The sequence below is a fragment of the Micromonospora yasonensis genome, assembly GCF_026013475.1.
In the GTDB taxonomy this organism is placed as follows: Bacteria; Actinomycetota; Actinomycetes; order Mycobacteriales; family Micromonosporaceae; genus Micromonospora; species Micromonospora yasonensis.
This window is the reverse complement of sequence record NZ_JAPDPH010000201.1, coordinates 1-12,826: the sequence shown is the minus strand read 5'-3', so window position 1 is coordinate 12,826 and position 12,826 is coordinate 1. Positions and strand designations below refer to the sequence as shown.

The 12,826-nt window shown below is 75.0% G+C and carries 11 protein-coding genes; 6 read left to right on the top strand and 5 right to left on the bottom strand.

Features of this window, described 5'->3' with window-relative positions; translation table 11 throughout:
- Positions 1-153: 153 nt before the first annotated feature.
- Together ONA70_RS28745 and ONA70_RS28740 are read left to right on the top strand one after the other, a co-directional pair.
- Positions 154-789, top strand: a complete 636-nt coding sequence (locus ONA70_RS28745; protein WP_265009619.1) for a hypothetical protein — start codon at positions 154-156, stop codon at positions 787-789.
- Positions 786-1,112 carry a hypothetical protein gene (locus tag ONA70_RS28740; RefSeq protein WP_265009618.1) on the top strand — a complete coding sequence of 109 codons (327 nt, stop codon included), beginning with the start codon at positions 786-788 and terminating at the stop codon, positions 1,110-1,112. Before ONA70_RS28745 ends, ONA70_RS28740 begins: the two co-directional genes overlap by 4 nt.
- A gap of 1 nt (position 1,113) precedes the next feature.
- Here ONA70_RS28740 and ONA70_RS28735 read toward each other — a convergent pair whose 3' ends face one another.
- On the bottom strand, positions 1,114-2,376 hold the full coding sequence (locus ONA70_RS28735) for a C39 family peptidase (RefSeq protein WP_265009617.1): 1,263 nt from the start codon (positions 2,374-2,376) through the stop codon (positions 1,114-1,116).
- 159 nt (positions 2,377-2,535) lie between these two features.
- Between ONA70_RS28735 and ONA70_RS28730 the strand changes: the two genes are divergently transcribed.
- The 3 genes from ONA70_RS28730 (at position 2,536) to ONA70_RS28720 (ending at position 4,960) form a co-directional block, all read left to right on the top strand.
- Positions 2,536-3,204 carry a response regulator transcription factor gene (locus ONA70_RS28730; protein ID WP_265009616.1) on the top strand — a complete coding sequence of 223 codons (669 nt, stop codon included), beginning with the start codon at positions 2,536-2,538 and terminating at the stop codon, positions 3,202-3,204.
- Positions 3,201-4,394: a sensor histidine kinase gene (locus ONA70_RS28725; protein WP_265009615.1), complete on the top strand. Its 1,194-nt coding sequence runs from the start codon at positions 3,201-3,203 to the stop codon at positions 4,392-4,394. The genes ONA70_RS28730 and ONA70_RS28725 overlap by 4 nt, the downstream gene beginning before the upstream one ends.
- Positions 4,395-4,573: 179 nt before the next feature.
- Positions 4,574-4,960: a VOC family protein gene (locus ONA70_RS28720; protein WP_265009614.1), complete on the top strand. Its 387-nt coding sequence runs from the start codon at positions 4,574-4,576 to the stop codon at positions 4,958-4,960.
- Positions 4,961-5,021: 61 nt separating this feature from the next.
- Here the strand turns inward: ONA70_RS28720 and ONA70_RS28715 are convergent, their stop codons facing one another.
- The 4 genes from ONA70_RS28715 to ONA70_RS28700 all read right to left on the bottom strand — a co-directional run bounded on the left by ONA70_RS28715 (position 5,022) and on the right by ONA70_RS28700 (position 10,927).
- Positions 5,022-5,867 (bottom strand): hypothetical protein, encoded by an 846-nt coding sequence (locus tag ONA70_RS28715; RefSeq protein WP_265009613.1) that lies wholly within the window; start codon positions 5,865-5,867, stop codon positions 5,022-5,024.
- 298 nt (positions 5,868-6,165) lie between these two features.
- A complete protein-coding gene (locus ONA70_RS28710) occupies positions 6,166-8,229 on the bottom strand; it encodes a 3-hydroxyacyl-CoA dehydrogenase NAD-binding domain-containing protein (protein WP_265009612.1) in 2,064 nt (687 codons plus the stop codon).
- Entirely contained in the window at positions 8,226-9,422 is a 1,197-nt protein-coding gene (locus ONA70_RS28705) for a thiolase family protein (protein ID WP_265009611.1), read from the bottom strand. Before ONA70_RS28705 ends, ONA70_RS28710 begins: the two co-directional genes overlap by 4 nt.
- A gap of 182 nt (positions 9,423-9,604) precedes the next feature.
- Positions 9,605-10,927: a ribonuclease D gene (locus ONA70_RS28700; protein ID WP_265009610.1), complete on the bottom strand. Its 1,323-nt coding sequence runs from the start codon at positions 10,925-10,927 to the stop codon at positions 9,605-9,607.
- 493 nt (positions 10,928-11,420) lie between these two features.
- Between ONA70_RS28700 and ONA70_RS28695 the strand changes: the two genes are divergently transcribed.
- A complete protein-coding gene (locus ONA70_RS28695) occupies positions 11,421-12,803 on the top strand; it encodes a S1C family serine protease (RefSeq protein ID WP_265009620.1) in 1,383 nt (460 codons plus the stop codon).
- Positions 12,804-12,826: the final 23 nt, after the last annotated feature.

The following is a 12,826-nucleotide window of genomic DNA, read 5'->3' as shown; positions in this document are numbered from 1 at the left end:
CGACGGCCGGCTGCGGGTGGCGGAACTCGATCCGGCCGCCGGTCGCGCTCAGGTGCGCGACGCCGTGGCCGGGATGATCGGGGGCTGCCGGACCGGCGGGGCGCTGCTGGTCTGCCGCCAGAGCGACGGCGCGTTCGGGGTGTGGCGGATCGGATGAGCCGGGTGATCGAGCTGGGGGAGATGCCGCACGGCGAGGCGGCCGAGCCGGCGCGGGAATCCCGCCGGCCCCCGGCTCGCGCGGTGCGGGTGGCGGCGCTCTGCCTGCTCGCGCTGCTGACCCTGGCCGGCGCCGCGCCGGCGGCGGGCCGGCCGCCGGGCGTCCCGCTGGCCGCGCCGCAGGGCGCCAGCGTCCTGATCGTCGCCGGCCGGCTCGTGGTGGCCGACGGGCCGGGCACGGTGGGCGGGTGGGGGCGGGTGGTCACCGGGCACCGGCTGCCCGACGGCCGGCTGCTCTGGCGCTTCGTCTTCCCGGCCGGCGACCACGTGCTGGGCCTGAGCACGACCGCCGGGCTGCTCCTGGTGACCAGCAGCCCGGCCGGGGCCGGCGACACGGTCACCACGGTGCTGGACCCGGACTCCGGCCGGGTGCGCTGGCGCGAGTCCGGCTACCCGGTGCCGACCCAGCCCGGCGGGCTCCTGTTCGAGACGCCGCGGGCCGACGGCTCGGGCACCCTCCGGTCGGTGGACCCGACGTCCGGCCGGTTCTGCAGGGCCAGCTCCCCGGGGTACGCGCGTTCGACCCGGTCACCGGCCGTCAGGTCTGGGCCGACGAGCACTGGCTCGGGGTGACCCCGGTCGGCGACCGGCTGCTCGCCGCCGCCCCGGCCGTCGGGCTGGAGGTCGACCTGTCGGCCCTCGACCCGCGCACCGGGCGCATCCTCGCCCGGTTCGGCCGGTGGCGGCTGGCCGGCGACCGGTCGGCACCCCGGCAGCTCGGGCTCCGCCGGCTTCCCGGCGACCACACGCTCGTCGGCACGCTGGACGTCCCGGCCGGTCAGGCCCGGATCCGGGCGGTGCTGCCCGGCTCTTGGGACGAGTGCGCCGATGCCGGTACGGCGCTGGTCTGCCTGCGGCCGGCGGGTGGGCTGGTGGTCTGGCCGGTGGACCGGTGAGTCACCAGTTGGCCTGCGCGGGCGGCGCGGGCAGCGGCACCGACTCCGGCCGGACCACATACGTGATCCCGCCGCTGCTGCCCTGCCAGGCCGCCTCGAACGGCCCCCGGGGCACGGTCCGGCGGACCGCCTCGTCGTCCAGCGCGTACGGGTCGTTGAGCACCGGGTCGCCGTCGGCGGTGAAGCCGACCAGCACCATCAGGTGTCCCCGGGTGTCGTAGTCCAGCCCCGGGACCTCTCCCCGCCGGAAGGCCGCCGACACGATCAGCGGGATGCCGGCGGCGACGAACCGTTCCGCCTCGGCGAGGTGGCGCAGCCGGGTGACGAACGCGTCCACCCCGTGGCGTCCCGCGTACGCGGTGTTGAACGGCCAGTTCCCGGCGCCCGCGTACGCGTGGTCGTAGCAGTGCCGGGCGGCGTGCACCACCACCGGCCGGTGGCCCGGCGGGTTCACCCAGGCGTACTGGTCGGGGGCCGGGCCGGCGCCCCAGAAGTCGAGGACCATGGAGACGCAGGTGGGGCTGCACCAGGAGTCCCCGCCGCCGCCCCAGCGGGTCTCCCCGCCGGCGTGCAGCCGCTGCGAGAACCGGGGCACGTCGAGCACCCGCCCCCGGGCGCCCGCCACCCCGTCGACGCCCGTGTCCCCGCTCGGGGTGACCCGGTCCGCCCTCGCCCGGCCCGGGCGGTCCGGCGCGTCGGCGTCGGCCTGCCGGCCGTCGCCCGGGGCCTCCACCGAGGCCACCGCGCCGACCGTGCCCACCACCGGGCTCGCCGCCAGGCCGGCCCGTCGGTACAGGGTGACCCGGACCTGCCAGCCGGTGGCCGCCGAGCGGAGCAGCCCGAAGGTGTCCACCTTCGCCCAGGCCTCGTCCTGCCGCACCTGCCCCGGCACCGAGCTGCGGTGGATCGTCGTGTCGTCGGCGGCCCAGTGCCCCAGGTCGTACCAGTCGGTGGGGATCTGCCGCTCGTCGCAGCCGCGCAGCTGCACCCGCAGCCAGCAGCCCGGCGGGGTGTCCCCGGTCCAGGACGGCACCACCTCGCCGAACGGGAAGCCCACCGTCACCACCGGGGAGGTCCACGTCGCGAACTCGTACGCGGCGGTGTCCCCGGAGTGCGGGTCGGTGTGCTCGGCCCGGCCGGCCGGGACGCCGATGACCAGTCCGTCCGGCCCGGCGATCACCCCGTCCGCCGTGCCGAGGTCGAGGTCCGCCGGGAACCGGAAACGCCGGTACGCGATGTCCCGCCGAGGGTCGACTGCGGGCATGGCGAGCTCCGTTCCGGTCGTGCCCGACGGACGGCCGAGCGATTGTCGACGGGTGCCGGGAAGCATGGCGTACGCGAAGGAAATGTGCAACGACGGCGGGCGACGCCGGTTTGGCGGCCGGCACTAGGTTGTCGGGAGGTCACGAGGTGGGAGGCCGGGATGCGGGTACTGGTGGTCGAGGACGAGCGGAACCTCGCCGACGCGATCGCGCGCGGGCTGCGCAAGCGCGGCATGGCGGTGGACGTCGCCTACGACGGCGACACCGGCCACGAGGCGGCGTTCGTCACCCGGTACGACGTGGTGATCCTCGACCGGGACCTGCCCGGCGTGCCCGGCGACCAGATCTGCGCCGACCTGGTCGCGTCCGGGACGTTGACCCGGGTGCTGATGCTCACCGCCAGCGGCACGGTCGCCGACCGGGTCGAGGGGTTGCAGCTCGGCGCCGACGACTACCTGCCCAAGCCGTTCGCCTTCGACGAGCTGGTGGCCCGGGTGCAGGCGCTCGGCCGGCGGGCCACCCCGGCCGCCCCGCCGGTGTTCGAGGTCGCCGACCTGGTGCTCGACCCGGCCCGCCGGGTGGTCACCCGGGGCGGGGCGCCGGTCGACCTGACCAACAAGGAGTTCGGCGTGCTCGCCGAGCTGCTCAAGGCGCGCGGCGCGGTGGTCTCCAGCGAGGAGCTGCTGGAGCGGGTCTGGGACGCGAACACCGATCCCTTCACCACGATCGTCCGGGTCACCGTGATGACGCTGCGCAAGAAGCTGGGCGACCCGCCGTTGATCGAGACGGTGGTCGGCGCCGGTTACCGGATGGCCGAGGTGGCGGCATGACCGCGTCCGCGTCGGCGGCCGGTACCCTGGCCCGCCGGGCGCTGCGGCCGCGGCCCACCCTGCGGCTGCGGCTCACCCTGCTCAACGGGGTGCTGCTGGTCGGCGCCGGGGCGATCCTGGTGCTGCTGGCCTGGCTGCTGGTCCGGGACGCGCTGCGCCCCACCGACGAGCTGTTGCCCGGCACCACGGTGGTGCTCGCCGACGGCCGCACCCTCGACGCGGGGCAGTGGCAGCGACAGCTGGTCGACGCCGCCTCGCGGGAGCTGCTGGTCAAGGGCCTGGTGGCGCTGCTGGCGATCAGCGTGGTCGGGGTCGCCGGGGCGTACGCGGTGGCCGGCCGGGCGCTGCGCCCGCTGCACCAGGTCACCGCCACCGCCCGCCGGCTCGGTGAGGCCACCCTCGACCAGCGGATCGGCTGGTCCGGCGCCGACGACGAGGTGGCCGAGCTGGCCGAGACCTTCGACGCCATGCTGGACCGGATCGCCGCCGCGTTCGAGGCGCAGAAGCGCTTCGTCGCCAACGCCTCGCACGAGTTGCGTACCCCGCTCGCCGTGATGCGGACGGAGATCGACGTGACGCTCAGCGACGACGAGGCGGACATCGCCGAGTACCGCCGGATGGCCACCGTGGTGCGGGAGGCCTCGGAGCGGGCCAACGGGCTGGTCGACGCGCTGCTGGTGCTGGCCCGCAGCGAGGCCCAGACCGGCCGCCGGCTGGCCCGCCGGGCCGAGTGCGACCTCGCCTCGGGCACCGCCAACGCGCTGTCGGCGATGGCCCGCGAGGTGGAGCGGATCGGCCTGCGGGTGCACACCTCGCTGCGCCCGGCGCCGGTGGTCGGCGACCCGGGCCTGCTCGACCGGCTCGCCGGCAACCTGGTGGAGAACGCGGTCCGCTACAACCACCTGCAGGGCCGGCTCTGGGTGCGGACCGGCACCGACGGCACGCGTTCCTGGCTGGTGGTCGGGAACACCGGCTTCGAGGTCGCCCAGGCCGACGTGCCGGGGCTGTTCGAGCCGTTCCGCCGGGGTGGCCAGGAGCGGACCGGGGCCCGCGGCTCCGGCCTCGGGCTCTCCATCGTCCGCGCGGTGTGCGACGCGCACGGCGGCACGGTGAAGGCGGTGGCGCAGCCGGGCGGCGGCCTGGAGGTGACCGTCACGCTGCCGTCGGCGGACGTCCCGGCCGCCACCTGAGCCCGCCGGCCGCACCGGTCTTGCCGCCGGCCCCCGCCGCCTGGCATGATCAACCGGTCAGCCCGAGCTGCGGAAAGGGGGTGCGGTCGATGTCCACCGTAAACAATCCCGCGCCCCGCACCGTTTCCCGCTGACCTCATCCACTTCCGCGGGGCGCACTCCGATCAGGAGGAAGCACCGTGAGTGCACAGATCCACTGCGTCACCGTCGAGAGCGACGACCCGTACGTCCTGGCCAGCTGGTGGGCGGCCGTGCTCGACCGGAAGCTGCACGACGACGACCACCCCGGCGACCCGGAGGCGGTCCTGCTCGCGCCCGACGGGCACGGCCCCGACCTGCTGTTCGTGCGGGTGGGGGAGCGGCACGGCAAGGGCGCGTTCCACCTCGACGTGCACGCCGCCGAGGGGACCCGGGACGCCGAGGTCGAGCGGCTGCGCGGCCTCGGGGCGACCCTCGTCGCCGATCGGCGGCGACCGGACGGCACCGGCTGGGTGGTGCTGGCCGACCCCGAGGGGAACGAGTTCTGCGTCTGCCGCAGCCCCGCGGAACGGGCCGCGACGGCCTGACCTGGAACGCGGACCGGCCCCCGCCGCAGGGCGGGGGCCGGTCTCCGGGCTCGCGGCAGGGTCAGTCGCGCTTCTCGATCTGGCCCCGCATGGTGACGAACTGCTTCTCCAGCTCGGCCGCGGGCTTGTCGTAGACGAGGATCAGGCCGAGGCTGCCCTTGTCGGCCCAGACGCAGACGCCGACCTTCACGCCGGACGTCTCGCCGTCGCCGCACTTGGCGTCGCCGCCCAGCGGGCCCGCGTCGACCGTCTTGAAGTTGGCCACGCCCATGTCCTTGGAGATGCCGGTGGTGGCGTCGTCCAATTCCTTCTGCGGGTCGGCGATCAGGCCGGACGCGCCGGCGATCATGATCAGGTCGCCCTTGGTCGGGTCGCCGTAGAAGGCCCCGACGGTGCTGGTGGCGCCCGGCACGTCCGACTTGATCTGGTCCCTCATCTGCTCGGCGGCGGCCTGCAGCTTCGGCTCGGTCACCTTCGGCTTGCCGGCGAGGGTGGCCGGGGGCTCGACCCGGGTCTTGGTGGCGTCGACGACCTCGGTCACCTTGTCCTTGGTGCCGAGGTAGACGGCGATGCCGCCGCCCACGCAGAGCAGCACCACGACGGCCAGGACGATCAGCAGGATCTTGCCGACGCTGGACTTCTTCTTCGGCGGCTCGGCGGGCGCGCCGTAGCCGGGCTGACCGTAGCCGGGCTGACCGGCCTCGGCGCCGTACGGCTGGCCGGGCTGCTGCGGCGGGTAGCCACCGCCGTACTGGGGCTGCTGCGGCGGGTACCCATCGCCGTACTGGGGCTGCTGCGGCGGGTACCCACCGCCGGGCTGAGGCTGCTGCGGCGGCGGGTAGCCACCGGGCTGCTGCTGGTGCGGGGGGTAGGAACCGGGCTGAGGGTTGTACGGCGGCTGGGACATGTCTGTGGCAGCTCCCGTTAGACGTCTGGACGCGTGATGGTAGCCAGCCGGGGCGACACCGCGCGGTGCGCCTGGGGCTGGAGTGACGAAACCGGAACCGGCTCGTGACCAGGTGGCACCGTTCGGGCGCGGAGAGTGGCCGGGCGGTGACGTACCGGGGCGGTCCCGGACGCTCCGGGGTGAAACGACGATCGCGGTGGCCGTACCGTCCCGGAAGGACGATCGGCCACCGCGATCGGTGGGGGAGCGGCGGTGGCTCAGGCTGACGGCCCCGGGCCGGTGCGCGGAGCCGGAGGTGTCACCGCAGGCTGGCCACCCCGCGCGGCAGGAACCGCCGGCCGGTGACCTGCTCGCTGGTGCCGGTCCGGTCCAGGTACGGCGTGACGCCGCCCAGGTGGAACGGCCAGCCGGCCCCGAGGATCAGGCACAGGTCGATGTCCTGCGCCTCGGCGACCACGCCCTCGTCGAGCATCAGCCGGATCTCCTGGGCCAGCGCGTCCAGCGCGTTCTGCCGGACCTGCTCGGCCGTGAGCGGCTGGTCGCCGACCACGAGCAGCTTGGCCACCTCCTCGTTGACCTGGTCGTCGACCACGATCGGCTGGCCCGAGTCGGCGATCCGCTTGAGGTTCTCGCTGACGCCGAACCGGTCCGGGAAGGCGGCGTGCAGGGTGCCGCCCACGTGGTACGCCACGGCCGGGCCGACCAGTTGGAGCAGGGCGAGCGGGCGCATCGGCAGGCCCAGCGGGTCCAGCGCGCTGTCCGCCACGTCCAGCGGGGTGCCCTGGTCGACGGCGGCGAAGACGGTGCCGAGGAAGCGGGTGAGCAGCCGGTTGACCACGAACGCCGGCGCGTCCTTGACCAGCACGCTGGACTTCTTCAGCTGCTTGCCGACCGCGAACGCGGTGGCCAGGGTGGCGTCGTCGGTCCGCTCGCCCCGGACGATCTCCAGCAGCGGCATCATCGCCACCGGGTTGAAGAAGTGGAAGCCGACCACCCGCTCGGGGTGCTCCAGGTCCTCGGCCATGGCGGTGACCGACAGGCTGGAGGTGTTGGTGGCGAGCACCGCCTCCGGCTTGACGATCTTCTCCAGCTCGGCCCAGACCTGCTTCTTGACGCTCAGGTCCTCGAAGACCGCCTCGATGACGAAGTCACAATCAGCGAAGACGGACTTGTCGACCGAGCCGCTGACCAGGCCGTACAGCTTGGCCGCGGTGCCCTTGTCCATCCGGCCCCTGGTGACCGCCTTCTCGATCTGGGTGTGTACGTAGCCGACGCCCTTGTCCACCCGGGACTGGTCCAGGTCGGTCATCACCACCGGCACCTGGAGGCGGCGGGCGAAGAGCAGGGCGAGCTGGCTGGCCATCAGGCCGGCGCCGACGATGCCCACCTTGGTGACCGGCCGGGCCAGGCCCTTGTCCGGCGCGCCGGCCGGCCGCTTGGCCCGCCGCTGCACCAGGTCGAAGGCGTACAGGCCGCTGCGCAGCTCCTCGGAGAAAACCAGGTCGGCCAGGGCATCGTCCTCGGCGGCGGTGCCGGCCGCGAAGTCGGCGTCCTTCGCCGTCTCCAGCAGGTCCAGCGCCTGGTACGCGGCCGGGACCGCGCCGTGCAGCCGCTGGTCGAGGGTCTGCCGGGCGAAGTAGAGCACGCCCGCCCACATGTCCCTGTCGACCTCGGGCCGGGTCACGGTGACCTCGCCCCGGACCACGCCGGCGGCCCACTCCAGCGACCGCTCCAGGAAGTCGGCCGGCTCCAGCAGCACGTCCGCGATGCCCATCTCGGCCGCCTGCTTCGGCTTGAGCATCTTGTTCTGCATCAGCGGGTTCTGCAGGATCACCTGGGTCGCGGCCGGGATGCCGATCAGGTTCGGCAGCAGCTGGGTGCCGCCCCAGCCGGGCACCAGGCCGAGCGAGACCTCGGGCAGCGCGAGGGCCGCCGCGCCCGCCGACAGGGTCCGGTAGTGGCAGTGCAGGGCCAGCTCCAGGCCGCCGCCCATCGCCGCGCCGTTGACGAAGGCGAAGGTGGGGATCGCGCTGTCCTTGAGCCGGGCGAAGACCCGGTGGCCGAGCCGGCCGATCTCCAGTGCCTGTTCGCGGTCCGCGAGCAGCGGCAGGCCGGTGATGTCCGCGCCCACGCAGAAGATGTACGGCTTGCCGGTGACCGCGATGAACGCCGGGTTCGCCGCGAGGGCGGCGGTGATCGCCTCGTCCAGGCTGGTCAGTCCGCCCGGGCCGAAGGTGTTCGGCTTGGTGTGGTCGAGGCCGTTGTCCAGGGTGATCAGGGCGGCGGGACGGTCCAGCCCCGGTACGTTCACCTGGCGCAGCAGCGCCTTGGTGACGACCTCGTTCGGTGCGGCGAGGCTCACTTGTCTCCACCCTCCCAGTTGGGGTTCTCCCAGATGACCGTGCCGCCCATGCCGATGCCGATGCACATGGCGGTGAGGCCGTAGCGGACCTCGGGGTGCTCGGCGAACTGCCGGGCCAGCTGGGTCATCAGCCGTACGCCCGAGGAGGCGAGCGGGTGACCGATGGCGATCGCGCCGCCCCACGGGTTGACCCGCGGGTCGTCGTCGGCGATGCCGAAGTGGTCGAGGAAGGCGAGCACCTGCACGGCGAACGCCTCGTTCAGCTCGAACAGGCCGATGTCGTCGATGCTCAGGCCGGCGATGCGCAGCGCCTTCTCGGTGGACGGGATCGGGCCGACGCCCATCACCTCGGGCTCCACGCCGACGAAGCCGTACGACACCAGCCGCATGGCGACCGGCAGGCCCAGCTCGCGGGCGGTCTCCTCGGCGACCAGCAGGGCCGCGGTGGCGCCGTCGTTCAGGCCGGCCGCGTTGCCCGCGGTGACCTTGCCGTGCGGGCGGAACGGGGTCTTCAGGGTGGCCAGCTTCTCCATCGAGGTGTCCCGGGGAGCCTCGTCCACGGTGGCCAGGCCCCAGCCGTTCTCCTCGTCGCGGATGGCGACCGACACCAGGTCGCCCTGGAGCTTGCCGTTGGCGTACGCCTTGGCGGTCTTCTGCTGGGAGGCGAGCGCGAACGCGTCGGTGCGCTCCTTGGTGATGTGCGGGACCCGGTCGTGCAGGTTCTCCGCGGTGGCGCCCATCACCAGGGCGGACGGGTCGACCAGCTTCTCCGCGATGATCCGCGGGTTGGGGTCGACGCCCTCACCCATCGGGTGGCGGCCCATGTGCTCGACGCCGCCGGCGATGGCCACGTCGTACGCGCCCACGGCGATGCCGCTGGCCACGGTGGTGACGGCGGTCATCGCGCCGGCGCACATCCGGTCGATGGCGAAGCCGGGCACCGTCTTGGGCAGGCCGGCCAGCAGGGCGGCGGTGCGGCCGATGGTCAGGCCCTGGTCGCCGATCTGGGTGGTGGCCGCGATGGCGACCTCCTCGACCCGCTCCGGCGGCAGCTGCGGGTTGCGCCGCATCAGCTCGCGGATGCAGCGGATCACCAGGTCGTCGGCGCGGGTGTTGGCGTACATGCCACCCGCCTTGCCGAACGGGGTGCGGACGCCGTCGACGAAGACGACATCCCGAACTTCACGGGGCACTTGGAGCCTCCTCTTCGACCACAATTCGGCCTCGGTGCCGCCAGGCGGCGCCACGGACCGGATGCAGGTCGGCCGGCACTGGCATTTGCCACGGATGCTACTCGCCAGTAACCAACGACGTCACCACCCCCCGTGTGGCCCATCCCACACCCCGCGCGGCTGCTCCCGCGCCCGGCGACCGGTCAGGCCGCCGGGATCTGGAGGGCGTCGGTGAGGGCGGGGAGGAGGAGGGTGATCTGCCACTCCCGGGCGCCGAATCCGCGCAGGGTCTCCGCGACCGTGGCGTCGCTGATCTCCTCCGGCGGCTGCCAGGCGAGACGGCGGATCGAGTCCGGCGCGATGAGGTTCTCCGGCGGGAGGTTGTGCGCGCCGGCCGTGCCGACCACCACCTCCCGGCAGCGGGCCAGCCGGCCCGCCGCCACCGGGTCGCGCTCGGCCCACCGGTGCGGCGGGGGCGGCCCCTCCACCACCGGGGTCACCGGCAGCGCGTCGTCCGGGAGCTGGCGGGCGTCGTCCAGGGCGGCCAGCCAGGTACGGGCCAGCCGGCGCACCGAGCGGCCACCGAAGCCGGGCAGGGTCAGCAGGGCCTTCTCGTCCTTCGGGTCCAGCTCGGCGGCGGCCACGATGGCCGAGTCCGGCAGCACCCGCCCGGGCGCGGCGTCCCGCCGCGCGGCGATCTGGTCCCGGGCGTACCAGAGCGAGCGCACCCGGGCCTGGGCGCGCGCGCCGCGTACCCGGTGGATGCCCGAGGTGCGCCGCCACGGCTCGGCGCGGACCCGGGGTGGCCGGGCCCCGTTGCGGACCAGCGCGGCGAACTCCTCGGCCGCCCACTCCGACTTGCCCTGCCGGCGCAGCTCCTCGTCGAGGGCGTCCCGCAGGTCCACCAGCATCTCCACGTCCAGCGCCGCGTACGTCAGCCAGGACTCCGGCAGCGGCCGGCTGGACCAGTCCGCCGCCGAGTGGTGCTTCTCCAGCGTGTAGCCGAGGAGCTGCTCGGTCAGCGCGGCCAGGCCCACCCGCTCGAAGCCGGCCAGCCGGGCGGCCAGCTCGGTGTCGAAGAGTCGGCGGGGACGCAGCCCGACCTCGGCCAGGCAGGCGAGGTCCTGGCTGGCGGCGTGCAGCACCCACTCGGCCTCGGCGATCACCGCGTCCAGGACGGAGAGGTCGGGCAGCGGGAGCGGGTCGATCAGCGCCGTGCCGGCGCCGGCCCGGCGCAGCTGCACCAGGTAGGCCCGCTGGCTGTAGCGGTATCCGGAGGCGCGCTCGGCGTCCAGGGCCACCGGGCCGGTGCCCGCCGCGAAACGGGCCACGACCTCGTCGAGCTCGGCCGGTGCGGCCACCGGAGCGGGCGTGCCCTCACGCGGGGCGGTCAGCGGGACGGGCCCACCGGCGGTCGGTTCGCTCCCCGCGTCCGCCGGCTCCGGAACGGCCGGCGACGGGTGCGGTGAGTCCTCTCCCGTACGGCTTTCGACGGCCCGACGGCGCAGGGGTGGTTCGTCGGTCACCTGACAACCCTAGTGCGCCGGGAGATCGGGTGTGCGCAGCCGGTCGGGCGCGTGTCGGCGCGATGGCCGGCAGGCGTCGTGGCAGAGTCGGCTTGCGTCGATGTGGCAGGGTCGGACAACGGGGGAGACAAAGCCCGTTCGCCCCGGTACGGTCCTTCGGGCCGCGTCGGGCCCGGAAGGTCCCGGCGGCGGTGTGGCGGCGGGTGTGCACGGGGGAGGACGAGCGACGATGACGGCTGGTTACGGAGCCGGCGACGGGGTGCCCGGGCAGGGCGCGGACGACCCGGTCGACCAGGGCCGGGGCGAGCCCCCGGCGGGCGACCGCCCGGGGCCGCTGCCCCCGCGTATCGCCCGACCGGCCGGCCACGCCCAGGTGCCCGGCCAGGCCGGCTTCCCGGCGGCGCCCGGCGGCGGCTTCCCCGCCCCGGCCGCCGGCAGCGTCGCCCCGCCCCCGGGCTTTCCCGCGGCACCGGCCGCGCCGAATCCCGGCTACCTGACGCCGCCGGCCGCCCCCGCCGCCGGCGGCGCCGCGCCGAATCCCGGCTACCCGACGCCGCCGGCCGCCCCCGCCGCCGGCGGCCCACCGGCTGCGGAGCTGCCGGGTGCCCCCGGCCAGCCGACCGTGCCGGCGCCCCGGGGCACCTGGTCACCCACGCCGAACAGCGGCCAGTGGGGCGCGGCGGCCCCCGCCGCTCCGCGCGTTCAGGACGGCTGGCCGTCGGCCGCCGCCCCCGGACAGCCCACCGGCCTCGCCCAGGGCCAGCCGGCCGGCGCGCCGCTCGGTCAGCCGACGAGCGCGGCCCCGTTCCCCGGGCAGGCGAGCGCCGCGACTCCGGTCATCGGCCCGTCGACCGGCGTGGCTCCGGGGCCGTCGACCGGCGGTGCCCCGATGCCCGGTCACCCGACCGGCCCGGCGGCCACCCTCGGACCGCCGGCCGCCGGCCCGGCCTACCCCGGACAGCCGGTGTCCGGTACGGCCGTCGGGCAGCCGGTCTCCGGTCCGGGTTCGGCACCCGCCTACCCCGGGCAGCCGGGTGGTCCCGCCCTGCCGGGGCAGCCCGCGTCCGCTCCGGCGTACCCCGTCGGATCGGCCGTCCCGAATGGCCGGCGGCGCCGGCTGCCGGTGGTGGCGTTGGTCCTCGCCGGGGTGCTGGCGGTGGTCGCCGGTGTGCAGGCGTACCAGATCCACCGGCTGGACGATCGACTCGCCGCCACCGACCGGCGGCTGACCGAGGTCCAGGGCGCGGCCGGCACCCGGTTCGACGGCCTGGAGCAGCGGGCGGGCGCCCTGGAGAAGCAGGCCGGCGCCGCCTTCAACCCGGAGGCCGTGGCGAGCGCCGTGCTGCCCAGCGTGTTCCGGGTCCGCGCCGGCGATTTCACCGGTACGGCCTTCGCGGTCGGCAAGCCCCCGGCCGGCGGCGGCACCACGCTGCTGACCAACTTCCACGTGGTGGAGTCGGTCTACGACGGCGGCGGCCGGAAGGTCTTCCTGGAGCGGTCCGACCAGCGTTTCGAGGCCACCATCGTCCGGGTGAACAAGGACAAGGACATCGCCCAGCTGAGCACGAGCGCCCGGTTCAAGGCGCTGGTCCCGGCCGCCACCCCGGTCAAGTCCGGGCAGCAGATCGTCGTGGTGGGCGCCCCGCTCGGCCTGCAGGACACCGTGACCACGGGCGTGGTGAGCGCGTTCCGCGAGGACGACACCGGGCCGGTCATTCAGTTCGACGCGCCGATCAACCCGGGCAACTCGGGCGGGCCGGTGATCAACGGGTCCAAGGAGGTCGTCGGCATCGCCACCGCCAAGGCCCGGGACGCCGAGGGCATCGGTCTCGCGGTGCCCATCAAGACCGCCTGCGACACCTTCTCGCTCTGCTGACCGGCACCGCCGCCGGCCGGCCC